This is a genomic window from Frigidibacter sp. SD6-1 (assembly GCF_030143255.1).
Lineage (GTDB): Bacteria > Pseudomonadota > Alphaproteobacteria > Rhodobacterales > Rhodobacteraceae > TMP-24.
On sequence record NZ_JARJNR010000002.1, the window covers coordinates 222,912 to 239,948 of the forward strand.

General features: G+C 67.1%; 19 protein-coding genes. 5 read left to right on the forward strand and 14 right to left on the reverse strand.

Features of this window, described 5'->3' with window-relative positions:
- The 8 genes from tolR to ruvC form a co-directional block, all read right to left on the reverse strand.
- Nucleotides 1-486, reverse strand: a complete 486-nt coding sequence (gene tolR, locus P0645_RS05625; protein WP_284163598.1) for a protein TolR — start codon at nt 484-486, stop codon at nt 1-3.
- A gap of 3 nt (nt 487-489) precedes the next feature.
- Nucleotides 490-1,188: a protein TolQ gene (gene tolQ / locus P0645_RS05630; RefSeq protein WP_284163599.1), complete on the reverse strand. Its 699-nt coding sequence runs from the start codon at nt 1,186-1,188 to the stop codon at nt 490-492.
- Nucleotides 1,189-1,568: 380 nt separating this feature from the next.
- Nucleotides 1,569-1,970 carry a tol-pal system-associated acyl-CoA thioesterase gene (gene ybgC / locus P0645_RS05635; RefSeq protein WP_284163600.1) on the reverse strand — a complete coding sequence of 134 codons (402 nt, stop codon included), beginning with the start codon at nt 1,968-1,970 and terminating at the stop codon, nt 1,569-1,571.
- Between the two features lie 50 nt (nt 1,971-2,020).
- Nucleotides 2,021-3,616: a trimethylamine methyltransferase family protein gene (locus tag P0645_RS05640; RefSeq protein WP_284163601.1), complete on the reverse strand. Its 1,596-nt coding sequence runs from the start codon at nt 3,614-3,616 to the stop codon at nt 2,021-2,023.
- Between the two features lie 69 nt (nt 3,617-3,685).
- A complete protein-coding gene (locus tag P0645_RS05645; RefSeq protein WP_284163602.1) occupies nt 3,686-4,336 on the reverse strand; it encodes a hypothetical protein in 651 nt (216 codons plus the stop codon).
- A 134-nt stretch (nt 4,337-4,470) separates the two neighbouring features.
- The gene (gene ruvB, locus P0645_RS05650) at nt 4,471-5,499 is read right to left on the reverse strand and encodes a Holliday junction branch migration DNA helicase RuvB (protein WP_284163603.1); all 1,029 of its coding nucleotides are present in this window, start codon (nt 5,497-5,499) and stop codon (nt 4,471-4,473) included.
- A gap of 63 nt (nt 5,500-5,562) precedes the next feature.
- Nucleotides 5,563-6,225 carry a Holliday junction branch migration protein RuvA gene (ruvA, locus tag P0645_RS05655; protein ID WP_284163604.1) on the reverse strand — a complete coding sequence of 221 codons (663 nt, stop codon included), beginning with the start codon at nt 6,223-6,225 and terminating at the stop codon, nt 5,563-5,565.
- Nucleotides 6,222-6,725: a crossover junction endodeoxyribonuclease RuvC gene (gene ruvC, locus P0645_RS05660; RefSeq protein ID WP_284163605.1), complete on the reverse strand. Its 504-nt coding sequence runs from the start codon at nt 6,723-6,725 to the stop codon at nt 6,222-6,224. Before ruvC ends, ruvA begins: the two co-directional genes overlap by 4 nt.
- 347 nt (nt 6,726-7,072) lie before the next feature.
- On the opposite strand from ruvC, the gene P0645_RS05665 reads away from it, so the two are divergent.
- Nucleotides 7,073-7,267, forward strand: coding sequence for a DUF1127 domain-containing protein (locus P0645_RS05665; RefSeq protein ID WP_267633590.1), 195 nt, complete (start codon nt 7,073-7,075; stop codon nt 7,265-7,267).
- 115 nt (nt 7,268-7,382) lie between these two features.
- On the opposite strand, the gene P0645_RS05670 is transcribed toward P0645_RS05665, so the two are convergent.
- From P0645_RS05670 to P0645_RS05685, 4 genes are all read right to left on the reverse strand, one after another.
- Complete coding sequence (locus P0645_RS05670; protein ID WP_284163606.1) at nt 7,383-7,730, reverse strand: hypothetical protein; 348 nt, start codon at nt 7,728-7,730, stop codon at nt 7,383-7,385.
- A gap of 75 nt (nt 7,731-7,805) precedes the next feature.
- The gene (locus P0645_RS05675; protein ID WP_284163607.1) at nt 7,806-8,675 is read right to left on the reverse strand and encodes a 50S ribosomal protein L11 methyltransferase; all 870 of its coding nucleotides are present in this window, start codon (nt 8,673-8,675) and stop codon (nt 7,806-7,808) included.
- A 29-nt stretch (nt 8,676-8,704) separates the two neighbouring features.
- A complete protein-coding gene (locus P0645_RS05680) occupies nt 8,705-10,078 on the reverse strand; it encodes an MATE family efflux transporter (RefSeq protein WP_284163608.1) in 1,374 nt (457 codons plus the stop codon).
- An 87-nt stretch (nt 10,079-10,165) separates the two neighbouring features.
- Complete coding sequence (locus P0645_RS05685) at nt 10,166-12,361, reverse strand: primosomal protein N' (protein ID WP_284163609.1); 2,196 nt, start codon at nt 12,359-12,361, stop codon at nt 10,166-10,168.
- Between the two features lie 83 nt (nt 12,362-12,444).
- Here P0645_RS05685 and fsa point away from each other — a divergent pair, with 83 nt between their 5' ends.
- The 4 genes from fsa to P0645_RS05705 all read left to right on the forward strand — a co-directional run bounded on the left by fsa (nt 12,445) and on the right by P0645_RS05705 (nt 15,570).
- Nucleotides 12,445-13,098: a fructose-6-phosphate aldolase gene (gene fsa, locus P0645_RS05690; protein ID WP_284163610.1), complete on the forward strand. Its 654-nt coding sequence runs from the start codon at nt 12,445-12,447 to the stop codon at nt 13,096-13,098.
- A 41-nt stretch (nt 13,099-13,139) separates the two neighbouring features.
- Nucleotides 13,140-13,865, forward strand: coding sequence for a DUF484 family protein (locus tag P0645_RS05695; protein WP_284163611.1), 726 nt, complete (start codon nt 13,140-13,142; stop codon nt 13,863-13,865).
- A gap of 10 nt (nt 13,866-13,875) precedes the next feature.
- The gene (locus P0645_RS05700) at nt 13,876-14,805 is read left to right on the forward strand and encodes a tyrosine recombinase XerC (protein WP_284163612.1); all 930 of its coding nucleotides are present in this window, start codon (nt 13,876-13,878) and stop codon (nt 14,803-14,805) included.
- A gap of 63 nt (nt 14,806-14,868) precedes the next feature.
- Nucleotides 14,869-15,570: a CDP-alcohol phosphatidyltransferase family protein gene (locus P0645_RS05705; protein WP_284163613.1), complete on the forward strand. Its 702-nt coding sequence runs from the start codon at nt 14,869-14,871 to the stop codon at nt 15,568-15,570.
- A 61-nt stretch (nt 15,571-15,631) separates the two neighbouring features.
- Here the strand turns inward: P0645_RS05705 and P0645_RS05710 are convergent, their stop codons facing one another.
- Nucleotides 15,632-16,468 carry an EamA family transporter gene (locus tag P0645_RS05710; RefSeq protein ID WP_284163614.1) on the reverse strand — a complete coding sequence of 279 codons (837 nt, stop codon included), beginning with the start codon at nt 16,466-16,468 and terminating at the stop codon, nt 15,632-15,634.
- A gap of 59 nt (nt 16,469-16,527) precedes the next feature.
- Nucleotides 16,528-16,995 (reverse strand): methylated-DNA--[protein]-cysteine S-methyltransferase, encoded by a 468-nt coding sequence (locus tag P0645_RS05715; RefSeq protein WP_284163615.1) that lies wholly within the window; start codon nt 16,993-16,995, stop codon nt 16,528-16,530.
- Nucleotides 16,996-17,037: the final 42 nt, after the last annotated feature.

Sequence of the window (17,037 nt, forward strand, 5' to 3'; positions counted from 1 at the left end):
TCAGCCGCCGTTCTGGCCCGCGCCGTTCATCGACGGCCCGCCGCCGTCGGTGACGAGCGTGATGTTGGAAAAGCCGCCATTGTTCAGCGCCCCCATCACCTGCACCACCCGCTCGTAGGGAATGGCGCCATCGGCGCGCAGGAACAGCTTGTCATCCTGCCGCTCGGCCGCGATGGCCTGCAGCTTGGCGATCAACTCGCCCTCGGCAATCGGCGTGTTCTGGATCGAGATCGTGCCATCGGCCTGAACCGAAATGGTCAAGGGCTCCTCCTGCTCGGTCGGCACGGCCTTCGCCGCCGTCTTCGGCAGTTCAAGCGGCACACCCACGGTCAGAAGCGGCGCTGCCACCATGAAGATGATCAGAAGCACCAGCATCACGTCCACGAAGGGCGTGACGTTGATCTCGCTCATCACCGCCGCCTTGCCGCGCGAGCCACGGCGGCGCCGTCCGCCCCCGCCCCCGCGCTTCATCACACCTGCGCCCATGGCTCAGGCGTCCAGCTGGCGTGACAGGATGGTGGCGAATTCGTCGGCAAAGGCCTCGTAGCCGCCGATGATCCGGTCGCTGTCGGTGGAAAGCTTGTTGTAGAAGATGACCGCCGGGATCGCCGCCAGAAGGCCGAGCGCCGTCGCCACCAGCGCCTCGGCGATACCGGGCGCCACGACGGCGAGCGAGGTGTTCTGGCTGATCGCGATCTGCTCGAAGGCGACCTTGATCCCCCAGACCGTGCCGAAAAGCCCGATGAACGGCGCGGTGGATCCCACGGTCGCCAGGAAGGGCAGACCGCGCGTCAGATCCTCGGTTTCCTTCTGGATCGCCACATCCATCGACCGGTCGATGCGCGCCTGCGCGCCGGCGATCAGCGCGCCATCCTGGCGGTGGCTCCGCCGCCATTCGATCATGCCGGAGGCAAAGATCGCCTCGGACCCGCCCTGCGGCGCCGAGCCGATCTTGTCGAAAAGCTCGTCGAGCGGCTCGCCCGACCAGAAGGCCTGATCGAACAGTCCCGCCTCACCCCGCGCCTTGCGGTAGGTGATGAATTTCTGGATGATGATCGCCCAGGACCAGACCGAGGCGACGATCAGCATCAGCATCACGATCTTCACGATGAAGGATGCGCGCGCGAAAAGCGCGAGCAAGGAGAAGTCGATCTCCGCCGCATGCTGGGCAAGTGCTGTGGTTTCCATAACTCTGCTCGCGTTTGGGCCGCCTGTCCGAACGGCTCTGATTTGACGCGATTCTAGCCTGCTTTCCTGGCGAAGGAAACGGGGCGCGCCGGAAATCCGCCGATCCGGGCGCCACGGCTGAAATCTCCTGAAACATCGCGCCCGCCGCAGGCCTGTCGTGATCCAGCGGAGCCGCGCCCGAAAGGGCGCGGCACGCCTTTCCTCTCGCGGCCCGCGCACAAGGCGCGGGCCGCTCGGCGCGCCTCCGGCGGGAGTATTTCAGGACAGAAAGGACAGACCACTCCTCTCACTTTCTGTCTCCAAGTACTCCGGGAGGGGCGCGGGGAGGGCAGCGCCCTCCCCGCACGGATCGGCCGGGCGAAGCCCGGACGAAATTTCCTTCAGTGCACCGCGGGGAATAACTTCCGTCGAATGTCTGCCGGGAGCCGCGCCGCCTGTCCCGTCTCGGTGAGGCAAACGAGTGTCACCTGCGCCGTGAAGAGCCGCTCTCCCGCACGCAGCACCTCCTGTTCAAGCTGAATGCGGGCGCCGGTCGCGCCGACGGGTCGCGTGAGCACCGTCAGTTCATCATCGAACCGTGCCGGTTTCAGATAGTCCGCCTCGACCCGACGCACTGCGAAGACGATCCCTTCCTCACGCTTCAGCCGCCCCTGATCGACGCCAAGGGACCTGACCCATTCCGTACGGCCACGCTCGATGAATTTCAGATAATTGGCATAATAGACGATGCCCGCGAGGTCGGTGTCCTCGTAATAGACGCGGATCGGGAAGATGTGGGACATGAGGCCTCCTGCCTCCCGACCCTAGGCGGGCGCGCGGGCACCGACAAGCCTCACCAGCGGCCGCAGTCCGCCCGCATGTCGCCGGGCGCCAGCCGGATCGGAAAGCGCGCGCGGATCGCCGCATCGCGGTCGGGATCGGCCAGCGACGGGTAATGGCTGCCGAGGATGTCCTGCACGCGGCCCCGCGCATGGTCCATGATCGTCGGACGCCCCGTCGAGGCCCACATCGACAGAGTCTGGCGGTCGGCAACCTCGGGGTAGAGGAACTCCGATTGCATGAGGCTCAGCGTCTGCGCATGGCCGAGGTAATGGTTCGGGCCCCTCAAGACCACATCCTCCATCACCTCGTAGGACAGAGTGTCATCCGTCACTTCGATCCCCCTCAGCGCCCGCTGGACGGTGCCCAGAAGCTCGTTATCCATCACCATCGCCTCGAACGAGGTGGCGAGTAGCGACGACATCATCCCCGCCGCCTCATAGACCATATTGCCGCCCGCGAGCCCCGCGAGCGCGACCGTCAGCCCCTTTTCGAACCCCGCCTGATAGTCGAGCGCCTTCGAATCCGTCATCCCCGCCGCGACCGAGCCGGGCAGGTCATAGAACCGCGCCATCTGCGCCGCGCCTGCCATCAGCACCGCCTCCTCGCCCGAGCCGCCGGTGAAGGCGCCGGTCCTGAGGTCCGACACGAAGACCCAGTTGCCGAAGAACATCTTGGCGCCCTTGCGGGTGAGATGGACCTGGACAAGCGCGGCGAGCGTCTCGGCGCAGGCCTGGACCAGGGCGCCTGCAAGGGCGGCAGGCGCCGTGGCGCCCGCCTGCGGCGCCACGCACATGTCCGAGATGATGCCAAGTTCCGCGCAACGCACCTGTACCGCACTCGTATCCGTCCCGAACCGCAAGGGCGAGACGACCGGGCAGTGCCCGACCTGGAAGAAGGGCCGCTTCAGGAATGCCCCCTCCTCGCCCAGCACCATGTCAGCAAGGGCCACCACCTCATCGACATGCTCGGCATTGGCCATGGAAAAGCCGAAGCTTTTCGTCGTGCCCGCCATGCCGGCATAGGCGACCGAGAGATTGTGCGCGCGGATATCCTCGATGTCGGTCGCCACGATCGGCTGGCCGACATGGTGGATATGGTCCAGCCGGTCAGCCAGCCGGTAATAGTCATAGAGGTCAAGAAGGGTCGAGGGCCGGTGCTCGCCGGTCTTGAAATCGATCACCTGCACGGCCTCGCCCGCCGTGCAGAAATGCACGCGGTCCTCGCCGACCATCCGGTCATGCGACGGATCGCGGGCAAAGATCGGGAAGGCGCGGGCCTGCGCCGCCACGACATCTTCGACCAGCGCGCGCGGGAAGCAGAGCCGCCCGTGTGCATTCAGCCAGCAGCCGGCATCGAGCGCGCGCTTCAGCGTCGCCGGAATCGGGTCGGCCATCCCGATCCGTTCCAGCACATCAAGCGCGGTTTCATGGATCCGCGCCATGTCGCGATCGCCCAGCGGCCGGTACTGTCCGCCCGCCAGCCCCGGGCGCACGACATCGGCCGCAACCATCGCCGCCCGCGCCGCGCGCCGGGCATCCCGGCCGCCACTTCTGGCGGCTCGCGACTGGCCTGCAACTGGCGCGGCTTCACTCGTCTGACCCGTCATCCCGACCTCCCCGGCGAAGGCACGCCGAAAGGCGGCTGGCGGACAGGCTGCATCATTCTGACTGACCAGTCAACAAGAATCCATCCAACCCGGCGGCGCACCCGCCGCCGCGAGCCTGGCGAAAATGCGCAGCGCATGGCTCGGGTCGGTTGAGGCGTCCGGCAGAACCGGGTCATAGGCGGCGCGCAGAAGCGCCGCGATCTCTGATCGTAGGGTTACCCGCCCCTCTGCGGCGATCAGGGGTGAACGGTCACGGAAGGCAGTGTCCGACCACAGAAGCAGGCACTGCAGCGCGACGGTCAGGCCAAGGTCCGCGGCCGGCATGTCGGCCAGCGCGCCCTCCATCCTGAGAAAGACGAAGGCCGCGCGGACCGCTCCATCCGCCTCGAAGCGGAAATACCGGTACTGGTCGGCAGCCTCTCGCCCGAGCCGCGGCGCAAGCCGGTCGAGCCCGGGCACCAGATCGGCGACACCGGGCAGGTCCGCCACCTCCTGCCAGTCGCGGAAGAAGAAGATCATCAGGTTCGCGCCAAGCTCTGCATCGGTCTCGGCCAAAGGATGGCCCGCCGTCGCCGCGACCGCGCTGATCGCCCCTTTGATCGTTGCCAGTGTCTCGTCCTGGACGCCGAACACAACGGGCGCAACCGGCCGCCGCCAGCGGGCGAAGGCGAAGCGTCCGTCCGGTCGGGTGAATTGGGATGCGATCTCGTCTGGGCTCATGGGTCAACCTTTCGCCCGCCCCATAATCCGCGTCGGGCCAGAGGTCCAGAACGACGGTGCCGCCGAAGAATTTTCGCGAAAATTCTTCGGTCCAGCGGAAAAATCTTCGCGAAGATTTTTCCGCTCGGGCAGCGCTACTTTCCGAACAGGTCGGATTGCCCGGTCGCCCGCGGCTGCGGCAGGCCGAGATGGGTCCAGGCCTTCTGGGCAAGCATCCGGCCGCGCGGCGTGCGCTGGATCAGGCCCTGCTGCAAAAGGAAGGGCTCGATCACCTCCTCGATCGCATCGCGACTTTCGGAGAGCGCCGCCGACAGCGTCTCGACCCCGACCGGCCCGCCCGCGTAATTCTCGGCGATCAAAGTCAGATAGCGCCGGTCGGCTCCATCGAGGCCGAGGTGATCGACGCCGAGCCGGGTCAGCGCGCTGTCGGCAATGGCGCGGGTCAGCCGCCCGTCGCCCTCGACCAGTGCGAAATCGACGACGCGGCGCAGAAGGCGGCCCGCGATGCGCGGCGTGCCGCGCGCGCGCCGGGCGATCTCGAGCGTGCCTTCCGGATCCGAGGAGATGCCCATCAGCCGCGCCCCGCGCGCCACGATCAGGTCCAGTTCCGCGACCGTGTAGAACTGCAGCCGGGTCGGAATGCCGAACCGGTCGCGGAGCGGCGTGGTCAGAAGGCCGAGCCGCGTCGTGGCGCCCACAAGCGTGAAGGGTTGCAATTCGATCCGGACGGTCCGGGCGGCAGGACCCTCGCCGATCACCAGATCAAGCTCGAAATCCTCCATCGCCGGGTAGAGCACTTCCTCGACCGCCGGGTTCAGCCGGTGGATCTCGTCGATGAAGAGCACATCGCGCGCCTCGAGATTGGTCAGGATCGCGGCAAGGTCGCCCGCCCGCGCCAGCACCGGCCCCGAGGTCATGCGGAAATTGACGCCCAGTTCCTTCGCCATGATCTGGGCGAGCGTGGTCTTGCCGAGGCCCGGCGGGCCATGAAAAAGCGTATGGTCCATCGCCTCGCCGCGCATGCGCGCGCTTTCGATGAAGACGCGCAGGTTGGCCCGCGCCTCCTCCTGGCCCACAAATTCGGTCAGGGCCTGAGGTCGGAGCGCCCGGTCGGCATCCTCGGGCTGCGGCGCGGCGCGAAGGGTGGGGTCGGGCGTCAGCATCGGCAACAGCGTGGGGGCTCTGCCCCCACACCCCCGGGATATTTGCAAACGAAAGAGCGCATATTACCCCTTCGGTGCCAGGAGTTTCAGCGCCGCGCGGATCAGCGCGGGCGTTGCGGCACCCTCGTTCTCGCCTGCAGCCTGCGCCACGGCGCTCGCGGCCTCGGACTGGGCATAGCCGAGGTTGAGAAGGGCCGAGAGCGCGTCGGCGGTTGCGGCGGCGGAAGGCGCGGGCGCGGACCTTGGTGCCGACTTCGGCGCGGGCGCGTCCATCTCGATCACCGCCGATGCATCGACCGTCAGCGTGCCGCCAAGCGCCATGACCGAGGGCGCCTTGTCCTTCAGCTCCATCACCACCCGCTGCGCGAGCTTCGGCCCCACCCCCGGCGCGGCCTTGATCGCCCCCCAGTCGCCAAGGGCAATCGCCCGGCCCGCCCCTTCGGCGCCAAGCGTGCCGAGGATCGCCATCGAGGCTTTGGCGCCGACCCCCTGCACCGTGGTCAGAAGCCGGTGCCATTCCTTTTCCAGAAGCGTCGGGAAACCGAAGAGCTGCAGCAGATCCTCGCGCACCAGAAGTTCGGTATACAGCGCGCAGGCCTCGCCCACCGGCGGCAGGCTTGCGGCAGTGCGCTGCGAGATATGGACCACATAGCCCACGCCCCGCACATCGATCAGCACCTGATCGGCGGCGCGGTGCAGGATGACCCCGGCGATGCGCCCGATCATGCCGCCCCCTTCAGCGCCGCGGCCAGCCGCCCGGCACTTTGCAGATGATGGGCATGGCAGATGGCGATCGCCAGCGCATCCGCCGCGTCCGGCCCGGCCAAATCGACCCCGGGCAGCTGGAAGCGGACCATATGCGCGATCTGGCCCTTGTCGGCGTGACCCACGCCCACCACCGCCTTCTTCACCGCGTTCGGCGCATATTCGCCCACCGCGATCCCCGCCTGCGCGGGCACCAGCATCGCGATCCCGCGCGCCTGGCCAAGCTTCAGCGTCGCCGCGCCATCCTTGTTCACGAAGGTCTGCTCGACCGCCGCCGCATCGGGGCTGTGATCCGCGACCACCCGCGTCAGCGCGAAATGCAGCGACAGAAGCCGCTGGCCAAGGTCGTCGCCCTCGGAATGGACTATTCCATTGGCCACATGCGCAAGCCGCGATCCCGCCACATCGATCACGCCCCAGCCGAGGTTGCAAAGGCCCGGATCGATCCCGAGAACGCGCATGAAGTGCCTGCCTGTTGGTTCTTTTCCAGAGAACTAGCACGAAAGGAGAACATCGCAAAGGACAAAGCGAACCGAAAGCCATGACCTGAGCGGGCAGCTTTTCCGCCGATTTTCGACACCACACAGAGGAAAAGCGACAAAACTCCCGGCATGAATGTCACAAAAATGCTTTAATTGTTTACCGTTTCGCACCGAACATCGGATCCGTTCGGCAAGATCATAGATATGCAACTAGTGCATGGCTGAAATGCTTTTCCGGGCCTAGCTCCGTTATCTCGGATGTACTATCTGTCATTGCGTCGAGGGCGAGATGCCGTCGACCGCTGTATGTGAGAGAGGACATGAACATGACCGCGTTTGAAACGACCCGCACCACGACCGGCTTCAGTGCTCTGAACCTGGTGAGCAACCTTGTCGCTTCGATCGCTTCCTGGAACGACGCGCGTGTTACGCGCAACGCCCTGTCGAAGCTTTCGGATCGCGAGCTCGACGATATCGGCCTCTGCCGGGGCGACATCGAATTCCTCGCGTCGCGCGCCTGATCAAGGCCAGCGCGACCGGCGACTAGGTCGCCAGAAGGCCCCGCGGTTCACCCGCGGGGCCTTCTGCATTTCCACCTTTGACATGACTGCTCCGGATAGGGTCCCGCGGCCCGCGTCAACCGAGTGCTGTGCGGATCTTGTCAGCGAGAAACAGGGTGAACGGATCGGGCGCCATCAGAAGGGCGCCTGCCCGGTCGACGTCGGTCCCTGCCCGCAGCACCGCCACGCGCAGGTCATAGGCCTCGGCCCCGATGGCCACGTGCATTGCCGCCTTGAAGACGAAGATGAACGCGATCACCATGAGGAGGATCGAGGGCAGACGCGATCCCTGCTCGCGGCGCCGCCGCGCCGAATAGTGCGACATGCCGATCGTCCCCTCGGCCTCGAAACCGCCGCCGGCAGCGTGAATACGCTGAATACGGTCGAGACGCCCGTGGAAGTTCCGCATGTTCGGATCGTGCATTCTTGCCTCCCGGGCCCCCACCCGAGGTGAATATGATGATTGTCGGGCAAATACGGCGAAAATAGGGCGGATTGTTCAGCTTTTGACCAGTTCGAGAGTCACCCACTCGCCAATGTCCTCGCGATGCGCCGGGGCCAGTCCGAAGGACATGTACTTTTGGACAAGTTCGTCGGCCTGAGAGGTCAGGATGCCCGACAGGATCGCACGACCGCCGACGGTCAGGTTCGCGGCCAGATCGGGCGCAAGGGCAAGCAGCGGGCCCTTGAGAATATTGGCAAAAATCAGGTCGTAAGGCGCGCGTGACCGCAGGTCGGACTGGTCGAACCCGGCCGCCTCCACGACCTCCACGCGCCCCGCCTGCCCGTTTGCCGCCACATTCGACCGCGCCACATCGACCGCCACCGGATCGATGTCAGAGGCGATAGTGGCACAGTCCCAGATCGCCGCCGCCGCCATCGCCAGAACCGCCGTGCCGCAGCCGATATCGGCGACGTTCCTCGCGCGCACCCCTTCACGGTCGATTCGGTCCAGCGCCAGAAGGCAGCCCTTGGTCGTGCCGTGATGGCCCGTGCCAAAGGCCATCGCCGCCTCGATCAGAAGGGCGACCGAGCCCTCCGGCACCTTGTCGGCATCATGGCTGCCATAGACGAAGAAGCGCCCGGCCTCGACCGGCTGCAATTCGCGCTTCACATGGGCGACCCAGTCGGTCTGCGGCACTTCCGACACGGCAAAGGGCGCCGCACCATAGATCGCGGCCATCAGCGCCAGCACGATATCATCAGGCTCTTCCTCGAAATAGGCGCCGACCTCATAGCGCCCCGACCCGTCCTCGATCTCGAAGCAGCCGACGCCGGTCGGTTCGGGGTCGAACCCTTCAAGGCTTTCGGCCAGTGCCTCGGCCGCCTCGCGCGTGGCAAGGGTCGTCAGGGCGGAATAGAACGGCATGGCGGGCCTCCTCGTGGGTCGGGCCGGGCTTAGGCGCGCGCGGCCGCAGGGTCAAGCGCCGGCACGGCGGCCCGGAGCCGCGCGATATGGCGCCAGGCCAGCCAGGCCGCCAGCGTACCCGCGATCAGGTTGGCGGCGGCATTGGCCCAGACGATCCCCTCGGCCGCGAAAAGACGGCTGAAAAGCAGGGCCGCCGGAAACATCATCACCCCGTCGCGCAACCAGTTGGCGGCGGTGCTGGCCAGCGGCCGCCCGAGGCTGTTGAAGCTCGCGTTCGCCACGAAAAGCGCCCCCGTCGCGATGAAGGCGCCGGCCGCCCAATGGGTGAAGGTGCGGACGATCGCCTGACCCTCGGCCGACAGGCCGAACGAGGTCGAGATCGGCCCGGTCAGCGCCGCCATCAGCGCCCAGGTGCACAAAGTGTAGATCGCGCAGAATTTCAGCGCCGCGACAAAGGCCTCCGCCACCCGGTCAAGCCGCTTGGCCCCGTAGTTCTGACCGATGATGCCGCCGATGGCACCCGACAGCGCGAAGATGCCGCCAAAGGCGAGGATGGTCAGCCGCATCACCACGCCCCAGCCTGCAATCGCGCCCTCGCCATACTGCGCAATCTCGCGCGTCAGGATCCAGTTGCCGAACGGGGTCGCAAGCTGCGTCGCCACGGCGGGCAGGGCGATGGCCGCATAGGGCCGCAGGAACAGGGCGAAATCCGACAGAAGCGGGCGCGCGAGCAGGTCATGCGTGCGGATCAGGAACCAGAAACCGACGCCGCAGGCCACCAGCCGCGCGATGACGATCGACCAGCCCGCCCCGTCGATCCCCCAATCCATCCAGACGATGAGCATCGGGTCCAGCACCACCGCAACCAGACCGCCGGTCATCGTCACCGCCATCGACCGCCAGGCATCGCCCGCCGACCGCAGCAGCGAGGCCGCCATGATCGCCGCAGAGATCAGGAGCATCGAGGGCAGGGTGATCGCCAGGAACCGCTCCGCCATCTCCAGCACCTGCCCCTCGGCGCCCGAGGCCCGAAGGATCGCATGCCGAAACAGCCAGACAATCAGGGAAAGGACCACCTGCACCGAAAGCGTGACCACCATCGCGACCGAGGCGATCCGCCGCGCGCGCGCACGCTCGCCCATGCCGATGGCGCGCGATACCAGCACCACCGCGCCGATCATCATGCCCACACCCAGCGAGATGATGGCGAATTGCAAGGTCCCCGCGATGCCGACCGCCGCCATCTCCGCCTCGATCCGGCGCTGGGAAATCCACCACAGCGCCAGGAAATCGACGAGGAAGGTGAAGGACAGGCCCAGAGCGCCCGACAGGGCCATCACCGTCACATGCCGCATCAGGCTGCCGGTGACGAATTTTGCTTCCGGGGCGGCGGGGCGGCTCATATGCGTCTCCTCTTCCGCCGCCAGCGTTAGCGCAACCCGTGGCCGAGCACCATGCCCGACGGACCGGCCCGCCTCGCGAACCCGGGTTCAGTAAAAGCTCTGCGGGTCGATATCGACCGACAGGCGCAGATTATTGGGCACCCGCAACTGACCCAGCCATTCCGCCACCGCCGCCTGCAGGCTCGCCCCCTTCGGGCCTTTCACCAGCAGCCGCACCCTGTGCCGCCCGCGCACCCGCGCCACCGGCGCGGGCGCAGGGCCGAAGACCTGCGCGCCGATCCGGGCAAGCGGCCAGGCCCGCCGCGCCAGTTCCGCGCCGAAATCGAAGACCTGTTGCACATCGGGCGACGACAGGATGATGCCCGCCAGCCGTCCGTAGGGCGGCATGCCCGCCGCCTGCCGTTCCGCCGCCTCGGCCCGCCAGAACGCCTCTTCCGCGCCCGACAGGATCGCGCGGATCACCGGATGGTCGGGCTGGCAGGTCTGCAGGTAGGCCTCGCCCTTCTTCTCCGCCCGCCCCGCCCGGCCCGAGACCTGCCGCATCAGCTGAAACGTCCGCTCGGCCGCACGCAGGTCCGATCCCTGCAGTCCCAGATCGGCGTCAATGACACCCACCAATGTCAGCAGCGGGAAGTTATGCCCCTTCGCCACCAGTTGCGTGCCGATGATGATATCCGCCCCGCCGCGCGCAATCTCCTCGATCTTCTCCTTCAGTGCCCGGGCCGAGCCGAAGAGGTCCGACGACAGGACCGCGACCCGCGCGTCCGGGAACCGCTCCGCCACTTCCTCGGCCAGCCGCTCCACCCCCGGCCCCACCGGCGCGAGCCGCCCTTCGGCCTTGCAGGAGGGGCAGGCCGTGGGCATCGGCGCGCTGTCGCCGCATTGATGGCAGACGAGACGCTTCAGGAACCGATGTTCCACCATCCGCGCGTCGCACTGGTGGCAGCCGATCTGATGGCCGCAGGCCCGGCAGATCGTCACCGGCGCATAGCCCCTGCGGTTCAGGAACAACAGCGCCTGTTCACCACCCGCGATCCGCCCCGCCACCATCTGCACCAGAGTCGGGCTGATCCAGCGGCTGGCTTCCAGCCGCTCCTCCCGCATGTCGATCGCCCGCATCGGCGGCAGTTCCGCCGCCCCGAACCGCGCCGTCAGGTCGATCCGCGCATATTTGCCGCTTTCGGCATTCACCCAGGTCTCCAGACAGGGCGTGGCCGAGGCCAGCACCACCTGCGCATCGGTCATCGCCGCGCGCAGCACCGCCATGTCGCGGGCATTGTAAAGGACGCCATCCTCCTGCTTGTAGGATGTGTCATGTTCCTCGTCGACGACGATCAGCCCCAGATCGCGGAACGGCAGGAACAGGGCCGACCGCGCGCCGACGACCAGCCCAACCCCGCCTTCCCCCGCCATTCGCCACAGCCGCCGCCGCTCGGTCTGGGTCACGCCCGAATGCCATTCGCCGGGCCGCGCGCCGAACCTTTCCTCGACGCGGGCCAGAAATTCCGACGTCAGCGCGATTTCCGGCAGAAGCACCAGCGCCTGCCGCCCCTTGCGCAGGCACTCCGCCACCGCCTCCAGATAGACCTCGGTCTTGCCCGACCCGGTCACACCCTTCAGAAGCGTGGTCCCATAGCGGCCCGCCGTGATGCCCGCGCGCAAACGCTCCGCCGCCGCCGCCTGATCCTCGGTCAAGGCCTTGCCCGACAGGTCCGGGTCAAGCCGCGGATAGGGCACATCGCGCGGCGCCTCCTCCTCGGCCACCGCGCCCTGTTTCACCAGCCCCTTCACCACACCCGTGGTGACCCCGGCCAGCCCAGCCAGTTCCGACAGGGTAAAGGCCGCCCCGCCATAGGCCTCCAGCACCTCCAGCACACGCGCCCTTGCAGCGGTCATCCGGTCTGGCTCCTGCCAGCCCCTGCGATAGACCTTGCGCGGCCCCGGCGGATCGGCCAGCCCCGGCGCCCGCGTCGCAAGCCGCAGCATCGCGGGCATAGGTGTCAGCGTGTAATCCGCCGCCCGCATCAGAAAGGCCCGCATCGCCTCCCCCATCGGCGCCGCATCCAGTACCCGCGTCACCGATCTGATCTTCGCCGGATCGAAGCCCCCCTCCCCCGGCCCCCAGACCACCCCCAAAACCCGGCGCGGCCCGAGCGGCACCTCGACGAAGGCGCCCGCGAAACAGCCGCCCTCCGGCGCCTTGTAATCCAGCGCCCGACCCAGGGGCTCGGTCGTCAGCACCGCCACCAGATCGCCCTCGACGAAAAACTGTGCCTCAGCCACGCGCGCGGCCTTTCCCGGGTTTCAGCCGCGCGCGGCATGCGCTAGAAGAACGCCGACCCATTCCAGAAGCCCCGGAGCGCGCCATGAAATTCTTCGTCGATACCGCCGATGTCGCCGCCATCAAGGAACTGAACGACCTCGGCATGGTCGATGGCGTGACGACCAACCCCTCGCTGATCCTCAAGGCGGGGCGTGACATCATCGAAGTCACCAAGGAAATCTGTGACATGGTTTCCGGCCCCGTTTCGGCTGAGGTTGTGGCGACAGAGGCCAAGGCCATGATCGCCGAAGGGATGAAGCTTGCCAAGATCGCCCCGAACATCGCGATCAAGGTTCCGCTCACCTGGGACGGCCTCACCGCCTGCAAGGCCTTCGCTTCCGAAGGCCATATGGTCAATGTCACGCTCTGCTTCTCGCCCGCCCAGGCGATCCTTGCCGCGAAAGCAGGCGCCAGCTTCATCTCGCCCTTCATCGGGCGGCTTGACGATATCCATCTCGAAGGCGTGAACCTCATCGAGGATATCCGCATCATCTACGACAATTACGATTTCAAGACCCAGATCCTCGCCGCCTCGATCCGCTCGGTCAACCATATCGTCGACTGCGCCAAGATCGGCGCCGACGTCATCACCGCGCCCCCCGCCGTCATCAAGGCGATGGCCCAACATGTGCTGACCGACAAGGGGCTTGAGATTTTCCTGAAGGACTGGGCAAAAACCGGGCAGAAAATCCTCTGACTTCGTGTATCCTGCCCGAAAGTAACAAGTCCGGGGCGAAGATGTCCGAACCGAAACTGTCCGACGCCGCACCGCTTGGCCCCGATCTGCGCGACCGCCTGATCGCCAGCCCGGAAGTGATTCTGGAAGACCGCGACCTGATGCGCGCGCTCATCGCCGCGAACGAACGCGCGATGGGCTCGAACATCGTCGACCTGCGCGGCATCGCGATGGAGCGGCTGGAACAGCGCCTCGACCGTCTGGAGGATACCCACCGCTCGGTCATCGCCGCGGCCTATGAAAACCTCGCGGGCACCAACCAGATCCAGCGCGCCGTGCTCAGGCTGCTCGACCCGGTCGATTTCGAGGATTTCCTCAAGGTGCTTGTCTCGGACGTCCGCCAGATCCTGCGGATCGAGGCCGTGCGGCTCGTCCTCGAAACCGAGATCGACGGGCAGGAGGAAGTGGCAGTCCAGCGCTTTTCCGACGTGCTGAGCGTGGCGCCGCCGGGCTTCGTCGAACGCTACATGAGCGACGGGCGCACCGGGGCGCCGCGCGACGTGGTGCTCAGGCAGTCCGCCGCCGACCGGCAGACGGTCTATGGCGCGTCCGAACCGAGGATCGGCTCGGAAGCGGTCATGCGGCTCGACCTCGGGTCCGGGCGGCTACCCGGCATGCTGGCGCTCGGCGCCGCCGATCCGCACCAGTTCCGCTCAAGCCAGGGCACCGATCTTCTCACCTTCTTCGCCGGGGCCTTCGAACGGGCGATGCGCCGCTGGCTGGCCTGAGGTCGGGCGGGTGGAACCGCTTCTGACCGCCGGCGTCCGTGACAGCATCTCGCGCTGGTGCGATCACCTCTCCGCCCTCGGCGGCGCCTCGGCAAACACCGTGAACGCCTACCGCGCCGACGTTCTGGCCTGGGCCGCCTTCATGGCCCCCCATCTCGGCGGCGCGCCGACCGCCACGGCGCTCGCCGCCGCCACGCCGTCGGACATGCGCGCCTTCATGGCGCACGAGCGCAACCGCGGCCTCGGCGCCCGGTCGCTGGCGCGCAGGCTCTCCTCGGTCAAGGGCTTCATCCGCTGGCTGACCGACCGCGAAGGCGGCGAGGCGACCGCGATTCTGGCCCAGCGCGGCCCTAAATACCGCCGCAAGCTTCCCCGCCCGCTGACGCCCGAGGCCGCGCAGGACATGATCGCCACCGTCGATGTGCAGGCCCGCAACGACTGGCAGGCCGCCCGCGACGTGGCGGTTGTGACGCTCCTCTACGGCTGCGGCCTGCGGATTTCCGAGGCGCTCTCGCTCACCGCCGCTGACCATCCGTTGGGCGAAGTGCTGCGCATCCGCGGCAAGGGCGGCAAGGAGCGGCTGGTGCCGGTCATTCCCGCCGCCCGCGCTGCCGTCGCCGATTACGTCCGCCTCTGCCCCTTCCCGCTCGCCTCTGTCCCGCATGGCCCGCTCTTCCTTGGCGCACGCGGCGGCGCCTTGAACCCCCGCCTTATCGCGAAAGCAATGGAACAGGCGCGCAGCTCGCTCGGCCTTCCCGCCTCGGCAACGCCCCACGCAATGCGCCACTCCTTCGCGACCCATCTCCTCGCCGCAGGCGGCGACCTGCGCACCATCCAGGAACTTCTGGGCCATGCGTCCCTGTCAACGACCCAGGCCTATACAGCCGTCGATACCGCCCGCCTGATGGAGGTCTATGCCGCCGCCCACCCCCGGGCCTGACAGGTTGTCAAGGCCGGGAAGCCGCAGGTTGCCAGCCCTGCCAATTTGCGCCAGAAAGACCCCATGACACCGCGTATCAAAGCCCTCTGCGTCCATCTCCTCACCGCCACCGGCGCCGTCCTTGCCATGATGGCCATGCTCGCCGCGGCCGAGCACAAATGGGCGCTGATGTGGGTCTGGCTGGTCATCGCGCTCATCGTCGACGGGATCGACGGCCCCCTGGCCCGTGCCTATCACGTCAAGACCAATTGGCCGACCTATGACGGGGTGCTGCTCGACCTGATCATCGACTATCTGACCTATGTCTTCATCCCGGCCTATGCGCTTTTCGAATCCGGGCTGATGAACGGCTGGACCGGCTGGTGCGCGATCATCGTCATCACCTATTCGAGCGCGCTCTACTTCGTCGATACCCGCATGAAAACGACGGACTATTCCTTTGCGGGCTTCCCCTCCTGCTGGAACATGGTGATCCTCGTCATCTTCGCGCTGGAGCCGAATTTCTACGTGACGCTTGCGATCATCCTCGCGCTCGCCGTGACCCAGTTCACCAATTTCAAGTTCGTCCACCCGGTCCGCACCGATCGCTGGCGCTGGATCACGCTGCCCATGGCGCTTCTCTGGGTCGCCTGCGCGGGCTGGTCGGCCTGGGTCGAGTTCGGGCCGATCTCGCTCGCCCATCTCGGGCTGATGGTCAGCTCGGCCTATCTCCTGCTTGCGGGCATCGCCCAGCAGCTGATCCCCGAGCGCACCGCAAGCGCCTGACCGGCACCGAAATCTTTGAAAGATTTCGGACCGGATTTCGTTTCGAAATCCGGCGCCTCCCTCAAAGCCGCGTGATCGCCACTCCGGCGGCGATCATCAGCGCCGAGAACCCCTTCACCCAGGTCATACGCTCGCGGAAGATGAGCCAGCCGATCACCACCCCGAAGACGATCGAGGTTTCGCGGATCGCCGCCACCAGCGCGATCGGCGCCTCGGTCATCGCCCAGACCACGATCGCGTAAGAGGCGTAGGAGGCCACCGCCGCCGCCGACCCCGCCCCCCAGACCCGTGACCGCGCGGGCCAGGCTGCGCGTCCGCGCATCAGCGTCATCACTGCGGCAAACAGCACCCCGTCGGCGGCAAACATCCAGGCCACATAGGCCGCCGCATCGCCGCCGATCCGCGCCCCCTGCCCGTCGATCAGCGTATAGCTCGCCGTCGCCACGGCCGCGCCCATCGCATAGGGCAGAAGCCGCACGGATTCTCCCGAGGTGAAGACCCCTGTCGCCAGAAGGAATATCCCCAAGCCCAGAACCGCGATCCCCAGAACCTCGGCAAGGACCAGATGGTCTGTCCCGAAAATCGCCCCCACCACCAGCACGATCAGCGGCGCCGTACCCCGCGCCAGCGGATAGACACGGGAAAGGTCGCCATGCTCATAGGCAAAGGTCAGGAAGGTCTTGTAGGCGGTATGAACCAGCGCCGAGGCGGCGATCCACGGCCAGACCTCCGCCCCCGGAAAGGGCTCGAAAAGCCCGAGGACCAGGCCGATCACCCCCTGCACCGCAGAGAGCACCATCATCACATGGACCCGGCTCGCACCGCCTCGCACAAGCCCGTTCCACAGCGCATGCAGGAAAGCCGCGCCCAGAACGGCGAGAAGGATGACAAGGCTCAATCGCGGCTCCCCCGTGCTTTCCCGAAACGGCTATCAGCCGCCCCGACCGGCAGCAAGGGTCAGATCAGCAGCGAAGCCGCGCCCTCGTGCTTCAATAGCGCCACCTTGGTCTCCACGCCGCCGGGCGCCGAGAAGCCGCCCAGCCCGGTGGCCGACAGGATCCGGTGGCAGGGGATGAGGATCGGTATCGGATTTGACCCGCAGGCCTGCCCGATCGCCTGAGCGGGCGCGCCGAGAGCCTTGGACAGATCGCCATAGGTCCGCACCTCGCCCATCGGAATCGCGCACATGGCGCGCTGCACCGCGCCATTCAGGCCCGGCAGGAAGGCAAGCGGCAGATCGAACACCCGCCGCCGCCCGGCGAAATAGTCGGCCAACTGCGCCGCCGCTTCCAGAAGAAGCGGCGTCTCGTCGTCCCCCTCGCCGCCCCAGGACAGGCGAGTGATGAGGCCGCCCTCATCGGTCAGCACCAAGGGCCCGAAAGGCGAAGCCACCCGGACCCTCTTCGCGCCCTCGCATGCGCTCATCGGGCGCCCCGGCGAAGAGGCCTGCAAGGGCCGATGAGCGGC